The 19161-nt window shown below is 42.1% G+C and carries 18 protein-coding genes; 3 read left to right on the top strand and 15 right to left on the bottom strand.

Translation table 11 applies throughout. From position 1 onward, the window contains the following. Positions 1-118 precede the first annotated feature (118 nt). Both KUL10_RS12710 and puuE read left to right on the top strand, forming a co-directional pair. Positions 119-817: a TetR family transcriptional regulator C-terminal domain-containing protein gene (locus KUL10_RS12710; protein WP_110429321.1), complete on the top strand. Its 699-nt coding sequence runs from the start codon at positions 119-121 to the stop codon at positions 815-817. Continuing rightward, positions 814-1746, top strand: a complete 933-nt coding sequence (gene puuE / locus KUL10_RS12705) for an allantoinase PuuE (protein ID WP_110429320.1) — start codon at positions 814-816, stop codon at positions 1744-1746. Before KUL10_RS12710 ends, puuE begins: the two co-directional genes overlap by 4 nt. 18 nt (positions 1747-1764) lie before the next feature. Here the strand turns inward: puuE and KUL10_RS12700 are convergent, their stop codons facing one another. The 15 genes from KUL10_RS12700 to KUL10_RS12630 form a co-directional block, all read right to left on the bottom strand. Then, the gene (locus KUL10_RS12700) at positions 1765-3096 is read right to left on the bottom strand and encodes an NCS2 family permease (protein WP_110429319.1); all 1332 of its coding nucleotides are present in this window, start codon (positions 3094-3096) and stop codon (positions 1765-1767) included. A gap of 26 nt (positions 3097-3122) precedes the next feature. Then, a complete protein-coding gene (locus KUL10_RS12695) occupies positions 3123-3497 on the bottom strand; it encodes a hypothetical protein (protein WP_110429318.1) in 375 nt (124 codons plus the stop codon). 64 nt (positions 3498-3561) lie between these two features. Further along, the gene (locus tag KUL10_RS12690) at positions 3562-4830 is read right to left on the bottom strand and encodes an allantoate amidohydrolase (RefSeq protein WP_110429317.1); all 1269 of its coding nucleotides are present in this window, start codon (positions 4828-4830) and stop codon (positions 3562-3564) included. After that, positions 4827-6050: an alanine--glyoxylate aminotransferase family protein gene (locus KUL10_RS12685; protein WP_199509245.1), complete on the bottom strand. Its 1224-nt coding sequence runs from the start codon at positions 6048-6050 to the stop codon at positions 4827-4829. Before KUL10_RS12685 ends, KUL10_RS12690 begins: the two co-directional genes overlap by 4 nt. Positions 6051-6059: 9 nt before the next feature. After that, on the bottom strand, positions 6060-6878 hold the full coding sequence (locus KUL10_RS12680; RefSeq protein ID WP_110429316.1) for a sulfite exporter TauE/SafE family protein: 819 nt from the start codon (positions 6876-6878) through the stop codon (positions 6060-6062). A 14-nt stretch (positions 6879-6892) separates the two neighbouring features. Beyond that, positions 6893-8482, bottom strand: coding sequence for a gamma-glutamyltransferase family protein (locus KUL10_RS12675; protein ID WP_110429315.1), 1590 nt, complete (start codon positions 8480-8482; stop codon positions 6893-6895). Continuing rightward, complete coding sequence (locus tag KUL10_RS12670; RefSeq protein WP_110429314.1) at positions 8479-9735, bottom strand: amidase; 1257 nt, start codon at positions 9733-9735, stop codon at positions 8479-8481. The genes KUL10_RS12675 and KUL10_RS12670 overlap by 4 nt, the downstream gene beginning before the upstream one ends. 6 nt (positions 9736-9741) lie before the next feature. Further along, complete coding sequence (locus KUL10_RS12665) at positions 9742-11133, bottom strand: 8-oxoguanine deaminase (protein ID WP_110429313.1); 1392 nt, start codon at positions 11131-11133, stop codon at positions 9742-9744. Beyond that, entirely contained in the window at positions 11130-12515 is a 1386-nt protein-coding gene (locus tag KUL10_RS12660) for a uracil-xanthine permease family protein (protein WP_110429312.1), read from the bottom strand. Before KUL10_RS12660 ends, KUL10_RS12665 begins: the two co-directional genes overlap by 4 nt. Before the next feature lie 63 nt (positions 12516-12578). After that, the gene (locus KUL10_RS12655; protein ID WP_110429311.1) at positions 12579-13700 is read right to left on the bottom strand and encodes a hypothetical protein; all 1122 of its coding nucleotides are present in this window, start codon (positions 13698-13700) and stop codon (positions 12579-12581) included. Positions 13701-14254: 554 nt separating this feature from the next. Beyond that, positions 14255-14680 (bottom strand): hypothetical protein, encoded by a 426-nt coding sequence (locus KUL10_RS12650; RefSeq protein WP_110429310.1) that lies wholly within the window; start codon positions 14678-14680, stop codon positions 14255-14257. A 134-nt stretch (positions 14681-14814) separates the two neighbouring features. After that, positions 14815-15486 carry a hypothetical protein gene (locus KUL10_RS12645; protein ID WP_110429309.1) on the bottom strand — a complete coding sequence of 224 codons (672 nt, stop codon included), beginning with the start codon at positions 15484-15486 and terminating at the stop codon, positions 14815-14817. An 18-nt stretch (positions 15487-15504) separates the two neighbouring features. Continuing rightward, entirely contained in the window at positions 15505-16020 is a 516-nt protein-coding gene (locus KUL10_RS12640) for an RNA polymerase sigma factor (protein ID WP_199509236.1), read from the bottom strand. A gap of 253 nt (positions 16021-16273) precedes the next feature. Beyond that, positions 16274-17077: a glucose 1-dehydrogenase gene (locus KUL10_RS12635; RefSeq protein ID WP_110429308.1), complete on the bottom strand. Its 804-nt coding sequence runs from the start codon at positions 17075-17077 to the stop codon at positions 16274-16276. A 103-nt stretch (positions 17078-17180) separates the two neighbouring features. Continuing rightward, positions 17181-17648, bottom strand: a complete 468-nt coding sequence (locus KUL10_RS12630) for a hypothetical protein (RefSeq protein ID WP_110429307.1) — start codon at positions 17646-17648, stop codon at positions 17181-17183. 163 nt (positions 17649-17811) lie between these two features. On the opposite strand from KUL10_RS12630, the gene KUL10_RS12625 reads away from it, so the two are divergent. Further along, complete coding sequence (locus KUL10_RS12625; protein ID WP_110429306.1) at positions 17812-18858, top strand: AraC family transcriptional regulator; 1047 nt, start codon at positions 17812-17814, stop codon at positions 18856-18858. The last annotated feature ends 303 nt before the right edge of the window (positions 18859-19161 follow it).

Below are 19161 nucleotides of genomic sequence, written 5' to 3'. Positions count from 1 at the left end.
TCAGCTTTTATCTTCTATAAATCAGTGCATTGGTACATTTATTGCTGTGTTATTCGTTCACAGGTATTGGTTTATCTAGTAATATTAATTGATTAAAGACAAAGGACGACTCACCTAAATGACACCGCGATCTAAACTGACTGGCGGAAAAGGCACGAAAAAACGCAATATTATATTGTCAGCTGCACTAAAATCGTTCGCAGAAAATGGCTATAAAGGTGCATCGATACAAAAAATAGCAGATGCTGCAAACTTGCCTAAAGCAAATATACTTTATTATTTCGCTTCCAAAAAAGCGCTTTATTCAGCTGTCATGCAATCTATATTGAGTATGTGGAATTCTAGCTTTGATGATGCAACAGTGGACGATTGCCCGTCAGAGACACTTGCTAAATATATCGCTGAAAAGATGGAGATTTCACGTTTACACCCCTATTCATCCAAGGCTTTTGCGATAGAAATAATAAACGGCGGCGAAAATTTAGACGCCTCATTTAAACGCGATCATAGCCAGTGGGTAAACTCCAGAATCGATGTCATCAATGGCTGGATTGAGACGGGTAAAATGGACAATATTAACGCTGAATATTTACTCTATCACATTTGGTCAACTACCCAGCACTATGCAGATTTTTCGTCTCAAATTAAACAGCTTCGAGGTAAAGCGATGAGGCAAAAGGAATATAAAGAAGCTACGCAAACGGTAGTAAATATCATTCTCAAAGGTTGTGGTTTGTCCATTCCAGAGCAGTACCTTGTTACCTCTGAGGTTATCAATAATAACGACAAAGGTAGTACACCGAAGGATGTGAAATGAGCTATTTGTCCAACACCTCTTACCCTCGAGACTTAGTCGGATACGGTGAAACCCCTCCAAAAGCTAATTGGCCCAGAAAAGCCAAGCTAGCAGTTCAGTTTGTGATTAATTACGAAGAAGGAGGCGAAAATTGCGTACTGCACGGGGATGAACACTCTGAAACATTTCTATCTGAAATAATTGGTGCGCAGGCCTTTAGTGAACGCCACATAAGCATGGAGTCTCTGTACGAATATGGCAGTCGTGCTGGCTTTTGGCGCTTGCATCGTTTGTTCACAAAGTACAATTTGCCAGTCACAGTATTTGGCGTCACCATGGCTATGCAACGCCATCCAGAAGTCGTTAAAGCAATGTTGCAGTCAGGTTGGGAGATTGCTTGTCATGCGATGCGCTGGATTCACTATCAGGAAATGCCTATTGAACAAGAGCGCGAACAAATCGAACAAGCTATTGAACTGCATAAAGCTCTCACCGGAACCAAGCCAAAAGGCTGGTATACCGGAAGAACCAGCCCAAATACGCTAGCGCTTATCGCCGAACGTGAAGATATTCTCTATTGCGCAGATTCATATGCTGACGACCTGCCCTATTACGATATGCACTATGAAAAGCCACTGCTAATGGTGCCTTACACCCTCGACACCAACGACATGCGCTTTGCATCGCCGCAAGGCTTTAATACTGGCGACGATTTTTACTGCTATCTAAAAGATGCATTTGACGTGTTATATGAAGAGGGTGAAACTCACCCTAAAATGCTATCTATAGGTTTGCACTGTCGTATCATTGGCCGCCCTGCCCGTTTAAAATCACTGGAACGCTTTATTCAATACATAAATACCCACAACGATGTGTGGGTCTGCACGCGACAAGAGATTGCTGAGCATTGGCAAAGCCGTTTTCCAACGCCTGCGAAATCGCCCTGCTGATCAAGAGGCCCTAAATAGCTATTTTAAATTAAGTAAATACCGAAGTAGAAACACGAGCGCCAATATGTAGGTGATCGCGCTTATTCGTCGATATTCGCCAACGCCAAGCTTCACAATGACATAAGTGATAAAACCTAGTGCGATACCTTCACTTATGCTAAATGTCAGTGGCATTGCCATTAAAGCAATGGTTGCCGTTGCGACGCTAGCCATGTCATCAAAATCTAAACTGCGAATCGATTCCATCATGTAAATACCAACCATAACCAGTGCAGGGGTTGTCGCCATAATTGGTATTACGACCATTAACGGCGTTAAAAACAAAGCAAGTAAAAAACAAATACCGACTACTACAGCTGTTAATCCAGTGCGCCCGCCCGCTGCAGCGCCGGTTGCAGATTCGACGTAACTTGTCACAGGTGATGTGCCTAATCCTGCACCCACAATACTCGCACCAGCATCAGCAGTCATCGCACGTCCCATTTTAGGTAGTTTACCGTTTGCATCGGTAAGGTTTGCGCGTTTAGAAACGCCAATAAGCGTACCGATGGTATCGAACATATTCACGAACATAAGTGCAAAAATAAGGTCCCATGTGCTTGCAAAGTTCACTATTGGGTAAACAAGATCCATAGCGAACAAAGTATTGCCGATAGGTTCAGGCATCCCAACTATGCCGCTTGGCGTTGAGGTTAAATAACCATTTTCGGTAGGAATAAAAATACCGATTACAGTTAGTGTAATGATGGATATTAAAATCGCACCAGTGACTTTTTTAACCACTAATATGACGGTGAATATAATGCCTAAAAAGGCGAGCATGACTGCAGGTTCAGATAAGTCACCTAAGGACACAAACGTTGCTGGATTATCGACGATTAAATTGGCATTTTTTAAACCGATAAAAGCAATAAACAAACCGATACCACACTGAACCCCTATTTTTAACGCGTCGGGGATCGCGTCCGCAATTTTTTTACGAATACCTGAAACCGTCAACAGCAAAAACAATATGCCATTGTAGAACACAATTCCCAAAGCTGCTTCCCATGGTATTTCACGTGACATGCAAATAGTAAACGCAAAAAAAGCGTTCAAGCCCATGCCTGGTGCCAACGCAATTGGATAGTTGGTTAACCATGCCATGAGCAAAGTACCAAGGCAGGCTGCGAGGGCAGTTACAGTAATTAAGCCCTCAATCGGCATACCACTTAAGCCTAAAATACTGGGGTTAACGATGAGTATGTATGACATTGCTGCAAAGGTGGTCAAGCCTGCAACAACTTCAGTTTTTATTGTTGTTTTGTGTTCTTTTAGTTGAAAAACTCTATCGATAAAAGCTACTAACATAAAACATCCTTATACTTAGGCGAATACTATTTTATTACGCTATCCAAACCTTCGGGCAGAGTCACAAAAATTGAATGACGAACCTCATTATTAAGGGCTCGACTGCAATGTCCTTGTCCATGTGTATCTTCTAGCAGCACTACACTGCCTGTACCAAACACTCGAGCGTCTCCACTTGAGACGGTAAATTCTGCACTGCCTTTTATGATAAACAAAAGTTGGCGAGCTGGTGCTGGGTGCCATTTGAAGTTGTAATCTGCAGGAGTTTCACGAAATATCACTGAGCCGGCTGGGAATTTTTCTGACAGTAAACCAATTGGTCCACCATCTGCTAAAGGCATATCTACCTCACCAAACAGGCTGTTGCCCTGCTCATCGGCGTATATACGTGGCACTATCATATTTTATCCTTGATTGATTTGGTTTAAATTATTGCCATTTATCACTTAGTCACGATGTCTGTGACTATTGAATACTTTGCTCAAAGTGCATCACAAACGCTTGTAATACCGCCAGTGTATCTTGCACATCACTTACTAAAATTGACTCTTTGGGATGATGACTAATTCCCTTATCGCAACGGACAAATAGCATGCCGACTTCACAAATCTCAGCCATCGCCATTGCATCATGCCCTGCCCCTGACAGTAATTGAAATGGTTCATCATTAGGTGCAACTTGTGCACTAACACAGGCTATACCCAGTTGCCTAATCAAGCTTTGAGAACATAAAATAGCGGGGGCTTGATGCGTTTCTGTAATCTCCAAACTCAATGCGCGATGTTTAGCGATATTTTCAAACACAGCGGTCATTTCGGTAATTGCAGCATCTCGACGTTGATCATTGTCGCTGCGAACATCAAGACTAAATTCACACATACCCGAAATCACATTAACCGCATTTGGAGAATTATTTATCTTTCCCACAGTTGCCACGACTTCATAATCGATGGCACATTGCTCTACCGCTAACACCATTTCACTTGCCCCCAAAAGCGCATCTTGACGATTCGCCATTGGCACTGTGCCTGCATGGCCAGCCATACCTTTTAGGCTTATATTAAAACGTTTTGCTCCTGTAATAGCGCTTACCACACCAACTGGCAGGTTTTTTTCTTCAAGCACTGGGCCTTGTTCAATATGGACTTCCACATATGAAAGTAAGGAATTCGAATCAAGCTTGGCGTCATCGACTGCGTCAAAATTTAAGCCAAAGTCTTGCATTGCTTGTCGCAGGCTTTTGCCATCGGCATCTTGTAAATTCGCCCATTCGCGCTGCCACTTGCCCGTTAATGCTCTACTGCCTAATAACGTCGAACCAAAGCGCGTGCCTTCTTCATCGCAAAAACCGACAATATCGATGTGAAAAGGAAATTCAGTACTATCTTCAAGTAGCAAGTCTACTAGCGCTAAGGGGGCTATAACGCCTAACATGCCATCATATTTACCGCCATTGACAACAGTATCCAAGTGACTGCCAAACAATAATGACTTCGCATTAGGGTTTTTGCTTTGTAAGCGTCCACACACATTGCCCACTGCGTCTTCCCATGTACGCATTGACCTCTCTTTCATCCAAGTCATTACAAGAGAGTTTGCTGCTTTGTGTTCTTTAGTTAAATAACGCCTATCCACATAGACAGGCGATTGACTAATCGCACCTAGATCTTCACAAGCTTGCATCACCCATTGAGCTCGTTCAAAGAGTAAGTGACTACGACTGGCTTGGCTCATAGTGCGTGACCCGAATATACTGCGTAAGCTGAGTCTACACCTTCCCCAAGTGAAAGCTTATGTCCGGCTCTTCTTAGGCAGGTTTCAAGGGATTGTAGCGTTTGATAAACGGCGTCTGGTCGCGCGTTATATCCCATCGTGCCAATACGCCAAATCTTACCGTGCAGAGGCCCAAAGCTAGTGCCAATTTCGATATTGAAATCGTGTAGCATAGTGTGGCGAATAGCTTCTCCGTTGATGCCCTCAGGGATGTAGACGCCTACAACATTGGTCATTTTATGACGCAAGTCGCCAAAGGGTTTTAAGTTTAACCCTTTAACACCAGCTAACATCGCATCGCCTACTAGTTGATGTCTAGCAATGCTCTTGTCGATGCCTTCTTCTAACAATTGCAAAGCACATTCTCTGGCACAATAAAGCATCGAAGATGCTTCTGTATGGTGGTTTAGGCGTTCTTCTCCCCAATAATCCATAATCATTGGAATATCAAAGTAGTTAGAGCGTATCCTAGATGCTTGACCATCAACATGCTGATTGTTTCGGATACCGGCTTCTACATGCCTGCGTTTATTGACGATATCTAAATAACGCTCACCAAAGGTCACGGGGGCGCTGCCTGATGGGCCCCCCAGACATTTTTGCAAACCAACTGACACAGCATCAAGTTGCCATAAATCAGTTTCAAAGGGATTTCCGCCAATAGATGCAGTGCCATCTGAATAAAATAAGGCATCATATCGACGGCAAATTGCTCCAATTTCATCGAGAGGTTGTAGCATCGTTGTTGAGGTATCGCCCTGTACAACAGCAACAACCTTTGGGCGAACCTGTTTAACGGCGTCTTCAATTTGTTGAGGCTCAAATACTTCGCCCCACGGTACTTCAATAGTGTGTACCTTTGCACCTGCTCGCTCGGCTATTTCTGCCAATAAATGACCGAAGCGTCCAAAAATAGGCACTAATACCTTGTCACCAGGTTCAACAATCGATACCAATACTGCTTCTATCCCTGCTCTAGACGTTCCGTCAATCAAAAATGTTTGCTTGTTTTCTGTTTTAAACACCTTGCGATAAAGTGACATGGTTTCATTCATGTAGCCAGTCATAACAGGGTCATATTGGCCTACTAATTGGGTCGACATTGCATTTAGCACACGCGGATAGCAATTGATCGGACCTGGACCCATTAGCAAACGAGGAGGTGGGGTAAGTAAAGACATCATGTAATCCTATAAGAAAACTTGTGAGAGCATACGAATGCCGGTGATCATTAGCACAACAGCAAAAACTTTCTTAAGTTTTGCTGCATCCATATTGTGCGCGAGGTTTGCCCCTATTGGCGCAAATAATACCGTCAATGGCACAATACAAACAAAGCCAACTAAATTGACCAAGCCAAATGTGCCGATTGGCGCATCTGCAGGCGTTACGCCAACTACGAGCATAGTAATTGCAGCAGGCAAAGAAATCAGTAAGCCGACAGCTGCTGCTGTACCGACAGCCTTGTGTGCAGGGTAGTTGCAAAAGGTCAGCATAGGCACAGTTAACGTACCTCCACCAATTCCGACGAGCGAACTAAACAGCCCGACACTGGTGCCCATGCCAGCTTGCCCCGCTTTATTCGGCAAGTCGTTAAACACTGCAGTTTTACTGCCAAATAACATATTTAGGGCGGACAAGGTGGCAATAATACCAAACAATATGCTGAGCCATTGACCATCTACTTTTGTCACTAAATAACTGCCAACTAACACACCTACAACGATAAAGCCGCTCCATAACTTCAAGAGCGCAAAATCGACATTTCCTTTTTTGTGGTGGGCGCGCATCGAAGTAACTGAAGTGGGTACGATGGTCGCTAAAGATGTTGCCGTGGCAATCACCATTGCAGAATCTGGTGAAACCCCAAAAGCTTGAAACAAAAAATAGAGTATCGGAACAATCACGATACCACCACCGACGCCCAGTAAACCGGCTAATAGACCTGCGACGACTCCTGTTGCAATAAGTGCGGCGATTGTCGGTAAGTTCGTTAATATTAAATCCATTATCTTGCCTTTTATTAAGTATCAACAGATTGAACAATGGCTTTGCCATCGCTTCTTGGATCAGTAGTGGCTTCACAGGTGCCATCTGTGTGCAAAACTACCGCGCCTGAGTGCCCCATGATTTCGCTCTTTGCTGGAACGCTCACCACGTCATGCCCCATGTTGACTAAACGACTCTCAATATCTTCACCAATATCACACTCTAGTTTTAAATTGTGTGAGTTTTCGCCCCAAGTTCGACCCAACAACCAGCGACCTTTAGAAAACGCATCTTGCAGAGGCATATTTTGATAAACGTAACGCGTAATTGTAGCTGCTTGAGTTTGTGGTTGTCCTTCTCCGCCCATTGTCCCGTATGCTATGCGCCTTCCGTCATTTAACTCAGCAAAAGCTGGGTTTAAGGTGTGAAAGGGTTGCAATCCTGGCGCCAATTGCCCAAGACTGTTTTTTTCTAAACTAAATGAAGTACCACGGTTGTTCCAAACAATACCTGTTGAAGGGCTCACTACGCCACTGCCAAACTCCCAATACAAACTCTGTATATAACTCACCATGCGACCTTGGTTATCGCAAGCACCCATCCAAACAGTATCGCCCTTGGCTGCTGCATGCGGCCATGGAGCAGCAGAAGTCATTGATATATTGTCAGCCATAGCTTTAATGCTGGCTTGATCGAGCAATTCATTTAGAGCTATGTCAAGCCTAGAGGGATCGGTCAGGTATTTATTTCTTTGAATAAAGGCTTGTTTTGTGCACTCAATCAGCAAGTGTGCATGACTAAGGTCGTCAGTAACGTGGTGCTGAAGCAGATCATACAAGGCTAGAATAATAAGCGAGGCAATACCTTGTGTGGGCGCAGGAAGATTGTAAAGCTTTCCTTTACTCACCTTAACGTTCAAAGGCTCGACGACTTCAGCTTGGTAGTCATGAAAGTCTTGAAGCTGTATGGGCGATCCTGCTGCGCAAAGATCATGGGCAAGTTGCGCTGCAACTTCGCCTTGATAAAAATCGCTTAGACCATTTTCAACAAGCTTTGTTAAGGTTTTGGATAAGAGTGGTAACTTAATTAACTCGCCTTTACTGAGTGGCTTACCGTCTGACAAAAACTGCGCAAAAGCCGCCGAACTTGACATATTTTCAAAGGTTTTATGACTAGCATCACACATACTTTGGGTGACCTTTACACCTGACTGCGCTTGCTCAATTGCATGACCTAATAGCAGAGACAATGACTTATTCTTTTGCCAGCTATCGCTAATTTCTAGGGCTTTTTGCCAACCAGAGACAGCGCCTGCCATTGTTAACGCCGCTTTAGGACCACTGCTGGGAATACTCGATAAACCATCATAAAAGGATAAGTCAGCTGCTTTTGCTGCAACACCTGCTGCATTTATTGCTATTGGAGGCTTTTCAGGTTCGCTAATTAACCAAAAACCATCACCACCTAAGCCGTTCATATGGGGGTAGTTAACTGCAATAGATGCTGCTGCTGCAACCATTGCTTCAATCGCAGTGCCTCCTTTATCCAGTATGTCGATGCCTGCATTCGTGGCAGCAAAATGTGGAGAGGTGAATGACGCTGTACTCATCCTCGATGTTTTCATTGAATATGCCTCTCTTTCGGCGCCAGTTTACTTGTATGTATAAGCTGCTTTGCTAGTTGAACCAATTTAAGATCTTCCCCCAGCTTACCAATTAAAGATAAACCGCAGGGCGCGTCATCTATCTTAAATAAAGGCAAGTGTATTTGCGGACGGCCACTTAGACCCGCTATTGCGGTTAAGGCCATGAGTTCTTCTCGGTAACTTGCCATTTCACTCGGTTCTTGACCAATCAGAGGGGCTAGTCCAGGTGTCGTTGGCAATAGTATTAGATCATGTTGCTCAAATATTTCATCGACATAGTGCTTAATGGTTTGTTGTTGCGATTTTGCCATTTCTTGCTGCGTTAGGCTTAAGCTTTTACACCATTTAAACCGTTGCTCAACATCGTCTGCAAATTTAGGTGAATTCGCAGAAATCCATTGCCCATGTTGCTGCCATATTTCAAAGCCCTGAAGTATTCGAAAGGTATTGCTCGTGTCCATCGCGATGACATCAAACTCCCCTTTTGTTATGGCTACTTTGCTCAAAGTGGTCAGCCAGTTTTGTATTTCCCTGCTTTGTTCTGATGCGGCTATTAAATTGCTCGCAACAAATATACGTATCTCGTTTGCTTGTGAATCGCTGGCTAGCATTTTGCTTTTAGGTAAAAGTACTTTGCCCACTTCTTCAAGTAACTCAATGCTTTTGCACATCCAACCGACTGTGTCGAAGCTTGGCGCCAGTGGAACCATGTTGTCCTTGGGTATTACTCCGTGTGTAGTTCGTAAGCCAAATAAACCGTTGTAGCTTGCTGGTACTCTAATTGAGCCGCCAGTATCTGTGCCCAAGCCTATATCGGCAATGTCACTAGATACAGCCGCTGCTGAACCACTTGATGAACCTCCTACTATCCTATCTGGTGTAACTGGGTTGTATAAGGCTGGATAGTGGATATTTTGACCATTTAGACTATACGCAAGCTCGTCTGTCAGCGTTTTGCCAACATAGCGCGCGCCGGCTTGAATAAGCGCCGACACACTTGAGTTAGTTGTGTCGGGTGTTGGATGTGTTTTCGCCCAAGTAGGATTGCCTGCTGCTGTAGACAGTCCGTCAATGTGAAAAAGGTCTTTAACCGCTAAGCGCATATTGGCAAGTGGACAAGCCAAAGTTACGTCGGAAAAATCTTTACTTGCCACTTTAATCTTATCCGTTTCTTTTGGCATAGATACAAAAGCGGCTGGCAAGGTGTTATTGGTAGAAAGTGATCTTGTCATAAATCTCTAAGCCGACTTAGCGTGAAGTTGTTTGGCTAGCTGAGTATGTTGATGCAATATTTGTTCACTTAGCGCGTTTGCATGTTGCTCATCTTCAATTACCAAATTGCCGCCAACCATTAATTTACTGGCTTTGTAAACACCACAGGTGACCAATGCCGCGATAGGATCGCCTGCACCTGAAAAACGTAATTCATTAAGATCAAAAAAAGCAATATCCGCCTGTTTCCCTGGCGCGAGTTCGCCAATGTCATTGCGGTGAAGAACGCTTGCAGAACCAGCAGTTGCCCAACCCAGTACTTTCTCAGCGGTGATCAACTCAGCTCCATACTTTAAACGTTGTTGCAGTAAAGACTGACGGACTTCTTGAGACAAATTAGAACAATCGTTAGACGCTGAACCGTCGACAGCCATGCCGATTTTACATCCCGCTTTTTCAAGTTCAAGCGTAGGGCAAATACCTGAGGCCAAGAGCATATTAGAACTAGGACAGTGCGCAATGCCCACTTTGTGTTTACCGAGTAAGGTAATTTCGTCAGCCGAAAAATGTATACCATGAGCAAGCCAAGTTTGCGGGCCTAACCAATTGCACTTATCTAAGTAAGCGAGAGGCCGCATACCGTACATGCGCTCACAAAATACGTTTTCATCCTCGGTTTCGGCTAAGTGGGTGTGCAATAAAACATTGTGTTTTTGGGCCACAGACGCTGTTTCTTGCATTAACTCGGTGGTCACAGAAAAAGGCGAACACGGCGCCAACGCAATATTTAAGTATGCACCCTCAAAGCTCTCATGGTGCTGCTTGATTACCCTTATACTGTCTTGAATAATTGTGTCTTGTGTTTGCACTACTGAATCAGGTGGCAAGCCACCATCTGATTCTCCCAAACTCATTGATCCGCGAGTTAGCATTGCACGACAACCTAGTTGTTTGAGTGCCTCAGCCTGAATGTCGATCGCATTATCTAAACCTTTAGGGAAAACATAGTGGTGATCGCAGACCATACTAGTTCCCGACAGCATTAGCTCTAAAGACGCCAACTGTGTTGCGCTATATAGCATTTCGTCATCAAGATGTTGCCAAACTTTATACAAGGTTTTTAGCCAAGGAAATAGTGGTTTGTTAATAGCTTGAGGTAAACAACGGGTAAGCGTTTGATAAAAATGATGATGTGTATTGATAAGTCCAGGAGTCAGCACGAAATTGCCGCATTCTATTACACTATCATATTCAGATTTTGGCGTTTGCCCCGCGGAAATGCATTCAATAATTTTATCGTCATGAACAACAAGTCCCCCGCTTGCATCTGAATTGCTTGCAGTAAATACAGCCAAAGGTGACTTTAACCAAATCTTTTGTGATGTCTTGTCGATGTTGGGTTTGGTGACGTGGTTCATGGAGCATCAGCTTCTTTTAGTTTTGTGTTATTTACCTCAGGGATAAACGAAGTTATTTGGTTATCAGGTAAAATTAAGGTCATTATAATAGCGGTAAACCCTGCGGTAGAGACAGCAGAAGAAAATATATTCTGCAGTAAACTTGGCAAATGCGACAACACATCAGGTACTAACATCGTACCAAAGCCCAGGCCAAAAGAGCTGGCAATGATCAAGCTGCTACGCCGATTGATGGGCTCGGAGCTCAGAATTTTAATGCCCGCCACTGCAATAGTGGCAAACATCACTAATGTAGCGCCACCTAAAACCGGCTTAGGAATGTTTTGTAGCACTACACCCAAAATTGGGAATAAGCCCAAGACTACCAAAATAAATGAAATAAAATACGCAATATAGCGACTTGTGACACCAGTAAGTTGTATCACTGCATTATTTTGCCCAAAAGTAGTATTAGGAAATGTATTAAATATGCCGGCAAGCATAGAGTTTATGCCATCAGCCAAAATACCACCTTTGATTCGACTAATGTATTGTTTGCCTTTTATGGGTAAACCACAAAACAGACTATTTGCCGTTAAATCGCCGGCTGTTTCGATAGTGCTTAAGCAATAGACTAAAGCAACTGGGATAAATACATCCCAACTAAAGGCAAAGCCATATTTAAATGGAATTGGGAAAGCAAGTAGCTCAATACTATCTGGACTTTTAAACACGCTCATTCCACTTGAATAAGCGATCAACGAACCAACGATAATACCAATAAAAATTGCGGATAAGCGCAATAAGGGGCGAGAAGAGTTGTTCAGACCAATAATAATAGCGAGCACTAATCCTCCTAGTGCAAGATTAGATAAACTACCAAAGTCTTGAGCGCCAAATCCACCAGCAATGTCAGTCATACCAACTTTGATTAATGACACGCCAATTGTTGTTATAACAACACCTGTTGTAAGCGGAGTGATGATCTTTTTAACGTAGCGGATAAAAAAGCTCATGAAGATTTCGATAAACGCACCTAGAAAGGTGATAGTGAACAACACCGCTAGTATTTCTTCGTTCGTGCCGCCTTTACTTTTTACAAGCAATCCACCTGTTATAAAAGCGGTCAAGAATGCAAAGCTAGTACCTTGCAAAGCTATCAACCCTGCACCTACACCTCGATACCGACGTGCCTGCACGGCAGTGCCCACACCCGATATGATAAGCGCCATGCTAATTAGATATGGGATTTCGTTATACAAACCTAGGCTCGAACCGATGACTAGGGTTGGTGTTACTATGCCAACAAAACTGGCAAGTACATGCTGGATGGCAGCGGTAAAGCTTTGACCGAAAGGCGGCTTGTCATCGAGACCATAAATTATTTCAGTATTTCCGCGCATGGTTTACCCTTTTATTAATTACTTTTATATTAAGTACACAGAGACTCTGGATATTCTTTTTATTCATATTTCTAAGGCCGCAAGATGATGAAGTTCGCGCAGCGATGGCAATGCATATTCGGGGTTGTAAAAAAGTCGGTTTAGCCGCCCTAATAAATTGATACTTCGGGTGTTATCACGGGGCTTTTTGCGGTACTCACTTTGAGTCTGTAAAAACTCCCAAGGTTTCAAGTTAAGCGCCTCAACTTCGTCAACCGTGGTACCACTTTCAAAAACAGCACTTAAAATACGTTCTGTTTTGCTTTCATCACTCGCCACAATATCGCGACTAAATGCTGTTTCGAGTGGTTCTGAGATTGCATCAATGGCTTTGTTAATCGCAGACCAGATTTGCTCCTGACTGGGTTGCACACTATCTGGACAGTAAAAACCTAATACTTCCCACTCAAACTCTGCACCACCACAAGCAATGGAGCTTTGAGTATTTTCTGAAAAGGATAAGTCTGGGCGAGCGCCGATATTGTATGAATCTAAAGATAGTGCGATGCATACCGCTATATCTCCTAAGCTAGGCTCCTGATAGATACCTTCAAACGCGCAACGCTTCACTCCCATCCAACCATGTACTAAAGGAGGCTGGCTAGCAAAGTCGAGTATAGCTTTCGGGAGATCTTCGGCGTATTTTTCAATAAATAAAGGACTTGGATCGTGGCTTAGCTTGTCCTCAGGTACCCATACCTCATATTCCTCACGATTATCGCTTTTACCTCTGCTTTTTATGCCATAGGACAAGTTTATGGGTCGGCAAATATCACGATGTTCGTCAACGCGGTGAAAATACTCTGATCTAAATCGCTTAATATAAGGAGCTTCTAGTCCAGCTAATGCAGCCGTTGGGTATCGAAAACCAATATCACTATCGGGAATGATACTAAAACCGGCTAATTGCTTGCATAAAATTGGCTTAACACCTGTCACAGCTTTGTAATCATGTATAACGATACTTCGTTCAGGCTCGATTGATAAACGCTGGCCTGATGGTGTTATTTGTTTTGGCGTTTTGTGAAAGCGATAGTCTTTTAGTCCCAAAGAAGCAATATAGTTATTTCGGATAAGCGCTAATTCACTGAACAAAGCATCGTGATTTCTAATATGTTTAAACAGTGGGCGTGTTTGCTCATCCATCCTAAAGCTTCCTAATGCAAAGTTAGTAATTTGTTGACGGATTCAAACCACAACAAATCACACGGTCTAAATACACAGAAATAATAAAAAACCAACATTCACTTTTTTGGTGCAGTTTTTTAATTATTTGCAATGTAATGGCGCAAATGTCTACAAAACTTGTAATTTTTACGCTTATGGATAAACCTTTGCATTAATGATGCCAGTAGAATTAAAAATCCCACAGTAAAAATTAAAAATCAATATATTCAACAATTTACACCCGCAAATAACTGACCACTTGGTAAGTTTTCTAAAATACAGATACATTACTTTGTTCGGTGAAATGGTGGTATGACTATTTTTTAAGTCACTGAGTACCTAGCGCTAAAATAAGCCTGAAGTTGACCGAATTTGAGAAGTGATAAGGGTTGTCACGATATTGTTTCGCAGTCATAGAGGGTTGAGCATCATCATCGTTTGAAAAAGCGATTTGAAGTCATCAATCAAGATAGTCATATGCCATTAATTCTTATGAGACTCATATTTTCAACGCGTCTATCTAGCTTTGACGGTTAAGCGATAACCATCTTGGATATCTCTACCGTAAAACCAATTAAAGCTAAAACTAGGCCAACACCACCGATAGCATTCCCTCTGCCAAGCACTATGCCTAGTCTTACAAAAACCTTGCTTATAAAGGTGACTATTCCAAAGAATATTGTAAAGATTGTAAAGGCAGCATTTGCAACGATACTCATCGAGGGCTCCATTATTGAGACGATAGCGACCGAAATTACCCAAATAGTAATATAGGCTCCAATTGCAACCCAGTGCCAGTCCTGTTTCTTCGCTGGTCTGCCAACAAATCGAAATTGAACTGTTTCTAAGAATACTTTAAGACGTTCCGCTAATTTCGGTAAATAAAGCTCAATCGCCACCAACAGCAAACCGAATACTTGTATCGTAACGCTAACCAAATCTATTACGCTGTCATTCAAAATTTATAAACCTCTCATTAAATTTTCGTGCTAATTTAGGCAATAATCTGACTTTAGCTGCTAGTTGTATTATCAAAAGCGAGGGGCCAATTAAGCTCCCCCACCGTTAAAAAATGTTGTGGCAATAAAGTTAATTAAAACACTCTTGATAGGCTGGCGTTTTCCAAGTTTTCAAGTTCATCCAACAAGTGAGTTAATCTTTCGCCCGATACTTCCTTAAACAGCCACCCAATTAATTTATTGTTTCTATTTTCTGGCTTAAGTTTATTAATTAAGTATACAACCAGTCCACCAGTCAATAATGAAACAGCAGCAAACACTGCCTGGGTTTGAGCTGACATTAGTGAGAATAAGTCTACGCTAAAAACTATGTCATAAGCTAAAAAGACATAAGCCATATATAGCGGAACTGAAAGGCTAATAAGCTTAAAGTTATTCAAATTATGCGAACGCACCGCAATAAGGTCTGTTACTGTTTCTTTAACAGGCTTGGAGAAATCAATATTGTTCAACAGCACTATTTGTCCAATGCTTCCCGCTAAGCCGACAATAGCAAATATATTCAGTATAAAGGCCGACACCACTGGCGCACTTAACTCCCAAGAAGAAACGATGTACTTCCATAGCAAAAAGACAACGACAAAAAACAACAAGCCTTCAATTGCTCTCGTAACCTTGAGCTTATTTAACTCATTTTTTTTACTTTCGAACTGCTTATCTACTAAATGGCTTTTATTGAGACTAATACACTCGTCTAATTTTGCGCTATGTGATTGCCACATGGTTTGCATTTGCTCTAAATTCATACTTATTACCTCTTTAATTTAAGCAGCCTTCTGCTCTAGTTTTTGCTTGATCCGACTGATTTTGGTTGAGACATTTGATACCGTGATATTTAAATTAGAAGCAATTTCAGACTGGTTTTCGCCTTCTAAGTACATCAATAGCACCGCTTTATCTATATCGTTCAGTTGGTTAATAAACTCATAAAGTTTGATCAAACCCTGTTCATTTTCGCTTTCTTTTTCCATATCATAGCTGAGTAGTTTATCTTCCATCTGCAGATGCTTGTATGCGACTGATTTGTCTTTCCTATAAAACGAAATTGCCACATTTAGTGCCACTCGATACATCCATGTCGTTATTTTGAATGTTTCTTGATACGTATCTAAAGAGCGCCAAATTTGAGCCAGTATTTCTTGAGCTAAGTCTTCTCTTTCAAACTCATTTCTACAGTAGGCACGAGTGATTTTGAAAACGATACCCTTGTGTTTTTCTATGATCTCAAGATACAGCGTTTGCTTGTCTGGGCACATTTCACTTTTCTTCGAAATTTGCACTTATCAGTCACCTTTTGTAAAGGGCTTATTGATTGATTTTGGATTCAATTCTTCGTGTGCGTGAATCCAAGCTAACATTAAATTCTTTACGCAATGGTGATTAATCACAACCATCATATCCTCGTTAACAAAACCTACTTAACTAATGATTCGCGCTAGCTAGAAAAATCTCACAACTTTTTTGAATTTATATTTTACGACAACGCTTGTTTAACTACCCCATGTCTTCAAGGCTCCGTCCTTTAATGATTTTTTACATCTCTTGGGTTGGTGCAGCTGCGCTGCCAGCGAGTATGCCGCCATCAATGTTAAGCTCGATACCAGTTACGTATTTAGACTCATTAGACGCCAGATATAATGCGGCATAAGCAACATCTTCTGGTGTTCCCATTGTGCCTAGTGGGATATCGGAAGCAACTGCCTTTATAGCAGCAATTCTGGCCTCACCTTCACCGAGCATGGCGTCCCACATTGGCGTTAATATCGCCCCAGGGTGAATTGAATTACACCTTATTGGGTAGCCTTTTTCGGCACAATAAAGTGCTACCGTTTTGGTGTGATTTCTGACAGCGGCCTTGCTTGCAGCATAAGCCGCTGCTGCTGGAATACCAACAATACCTGAGCGAGAAGAGATATTAACAATACTTGCAGCTGTTGATTTCTTCATCAATTTAATAGCTACTTGGCAGCCTAACACCACGCCATCAATGTTTACCGAATTTACTTTTTGCCAACTGACCAAGTCCAAATGCTCAGGGTCATGTGGTCCACTGGTTTCTAAAAAACCTGTTATGCCAGCATTGTTAACTAAAATATCGATACGACCATATTTAGCTAGGATACTTGCATGGACTCTTTGCCAATCCTCGGGTTTCGATACATCCAGGTGCAGATATTCACTTCGCTCAGCTAAACTACTAACAACTTCATTTCCCTGCTGATCATTAATATCGGTAATAATTACGTGGGCACCTTCTGCTGCAAAAGCCTTTGCTGTTGCTTCACCAATACCTCTGGCCCCTCCAGTAATAAGTGCTATTTTATTTGCTAATCGCATACAAATTCCTTACTGTTTTGTTTTAAACGCTTAATCAGTAACACAGTTTTATAGCTAGGGGCGAATATAACGGACGCTAACACCCCCCAAATTTTACGTAGGTTTATTCCGCAGCTTTTTGCTTTTTACGCCTCCATGGCTCTAATGGCTGTTTGAAATATCTCCACCATACATATTTCCAAGGGATAACTGTAGCGATTAAACAACTCCCAATTATTGATCCTTGAATACTTACAACACCCGGAATTTGCTCTCCAGCCATCCATAGCGGAAGCGCTACAGCAAGTAGCCATACAACTTTCCAAACGATTTCAAATATCATAATAGGTAATAAAGCCAATGGACGAAACATGCCGCCTATAGATAATATGGCTAGTGCAAATAGAAATGAATGCCCCACTCCACGCCAAGGCGTCCAATCTGAAGGCCCCTCTAAAATGTAGATTAACTGCCATCTCCCAATCACAAAAACTAAGCCCGCAAAAAACAGCCTTAGTCCCCAAGTTTTCCAGAGTGGAACTGCTGGGGCACCTTTTATAATTTCATTTTCGATAGTAATTTCATTTTTCATAACAACACCTCGTTTTTAAAATTTCTGCGTAATACTGCCACTACCAGATGTTGAAATAGGTTCAAATTTCAAATTTGATCCACGAAAAAACAAAATCGAACGTTCAGATCGAAAATAAACAGAACTAATGTAATATTACTCACAAGTGGAAAGGAGATGCGTATTGGAACTGCTTAAGATTTTGCAATTAATGGTTGTTTTTTTGTGTATTGGGCTCGCCATTATTCATTTTAAACGTCGAGATAAGCATGATCTGCATTTAGCCTTTGCATTTTTTTGCGCATCATCTTCAATGCATATGGCTTATGTATTCTCTGCTGAGTACTGCTCACCATACCATCATCTAATAGGTATATTTGGCTTCGCTACTTGCAGCGGCTACTGGTTATTTGCACGTACATTTTTCAGAAAATCCAATGCGATTAATCAGCACCACCTATTGTTCGTTGGCCTACTCGGCGCACTCTTAGTGCTGAGGCATTTGTTACGTTTTGCTGAAAAGATGTGGTTAGCCAATACAGAATGGCTGACAGTGACTAACACGATCTTATCCGAAGCAATCACTATTTTATCTTCAGGTATGCTCATTCTCGCTTTTTGGGAGGGCTACCGAGTTTTAAAACATGCAACGGCAATTCTGCGTAAGATATCAATTGTTTACTTGTCTTCTCTAATCACGGGCATCGTCAGTGTTATGTTAATTGCGGCAGCACTTCCAAGGGATTTATCAGAAGGAGTTGGGCGCGATTGGCTCGTAGTGTTCGCTTACACATTGATACTATCAATTTCACATGTACTCATTCACTTTCGACAATTTCAAATTGGAAAAAAGCTAAGAGAATCGAACTCAGTGACTCAAGAGGAGACCAACCTTGCCGAACACATACAGACGCTCTTAATTGAAGATAAGCGTTTTTTAGAACCTAATTTACGCGTTGCTGGTATTGCTCGCGAGTTAGACGTTCCTGAGTATCGTATTCGCACCATTATGCAAAACCATTTTAGCGCCAAAAACTTCAATCATTATATTAATCAAATGCGTGTTGAGCACGCTAAAAGTATTTTGAGTGCCCCTGACAAGCAGGATTGGTCAGTACTCGTTGTTGGCATAGAAAGTGGCTTTTCATCAGCTGCTCCGTTTACAAGAGTCTTCAAGGAGTTTACGGGGCTTACTCCTGGTCAATATCGCAAACAACTATCTGCAAACTAATATACATCAAGGGGTAGCAAGAACATGTACTCCATGTAATTGTCTTAACATAGTCCTTCTCGCGATTATCGTACAGGATAATTTCAATATTGAATGCTTGCTTTGCTTAGCAACTTATCTGTCTCTGTGTCCACAAGAAACTGTTTCGCTTCACTTAGTATTTTACAAATTTAACTGATTTTTTAAAGCTCAGACCAGTTAGTGCGTACCAGAAAAAATAAGGCCTCACCCGTTTCGTTCGGCCTAAACTGCAGATTTTCCCTCTAACAATCCATAGTAGCTTGCAACTTTCAATCAAACGCC

This window comes from Glaciecola sp. KUL10 (assembly GCF_003203515.1).
Taxonomy (GTDB): domain Bacteria; phylum Pseudomonadota; class Gammaproteobacteria; order Enterobacterales; family Alteromonadaceae; genus Glaciecola.
The sequence above is the reverse complement of the archived record's forward strand: the minus strand, read 5'-3'. Positions and strand labels throughout refer to the sequence as shown.

Excerpts from the sequence above, each read along its gene's own strand:
- puuE (WP_110429320.1), top strand. The coding sequence starts at position 814 with ATGAGCTATTTGTCCAACACCTCTTACCCTCGAGACTTAGTCGGATAC.
- KUL10_RS12700 (WP_110429319.1), bottom strand. The coding sequence starts at position 3,096 with ATGTTAGTAGCTTTTATCGATAGAGTTTTTCAACTAAAAGAACACAAA.
- KUL10_RS12660 (WP_110429312.1), bottom strand. The coding sequence starts at position 12,515 with ATGCGCGGAAATACTGAAATAATTTATGGTCTCGATGACAAGCCGCCT.
- KUL10_RS12675 (WP_110429315.1), bottom strand. The coding sequence starts at position 8,482 with ATGAAAACATCGAGGATGAGTACAGCGTCATTCACCTCTCCACATTTT.
- KUL10_RS12695 (WP_110429318.1), bottom strand. The coding sequence starts at position 3,497 with ATGATAGTGCCACGTATATACGCCGATGAGCAGGGCAACAGCCTGTTT.
- KUL10_RS12690 (WP_110429317.1), bottom strand. The coding sequence starts at position 4,830 with ATGAGCCAAGCCAGTCGTAGTCACTTACTCTTTGAACGAGCTCAATGG.
- KUL10_RS12635 (WP_110429308.1), bottom strand. The coding sequence starts at position 17,077 with ATGCGATTAGCAAATAAAATAGCACTTATTACTGGAGGGGCCAGAGGT.
- KUL10_RS12630 (WP_110429307.1), bottom strand. The coding sequence starts at position 17,648 with ATGAAAAATGAAATTACTATCGAAAATGAAATTATAAAAGGTGCCCCA.
- KUL10_RS12645 (WP_110429309.1), bottom strand. The coding sequence starts at position 15,486 with ATGAATTTAGAGCAAATGCAAACCATGTGGCAATCACATAGCGCAAAA.
- KUL10_RS12680 (WP_110429316.1), bottom strand. The coding sequence starts at position 6,878 with ATGGATTTAATATTAACGAACTTACCGACAATCGCCGCACTTATTGCA.
- KUL10_RS12710 (WP_110429321.1), top strand. The coding sequence starts at position 119 with ATGACACCGCGATCTAAACTGACTGGCGGAAAAGGCACGAAAAAACGC.
- KUL10_RS12655 (WP_110429311.1), bottom strand. The coding sequence starts at position 13,700 with ATGGATGAGCAAACACGCCCACTGTTTAAACATATTAGAAATCACGAT.
- KUL10_RS12665 (WP_110429313.1), bottom strand. The coding sequence starts at position 11,133 with ATGAACCACGTCACCAAACCCAACATCGACAAGACATCACAAAAGATT.
- KUL10_RS12670 (WP_110429314.1), bottom strand. The coding sequence starts at position 9,735 with ATGACAAGATCACTTTCTACCAATAACACCTTGCCAGCCGCTTTTGTA.
- KUL10_RS12685 (WP_199509245.1), bottom strand. The coding sequence starts at position 6,050 with ATGTCTTTACTTACCCCACCTCCTCGTTTGCTAATGGGTCCAGGTCCG.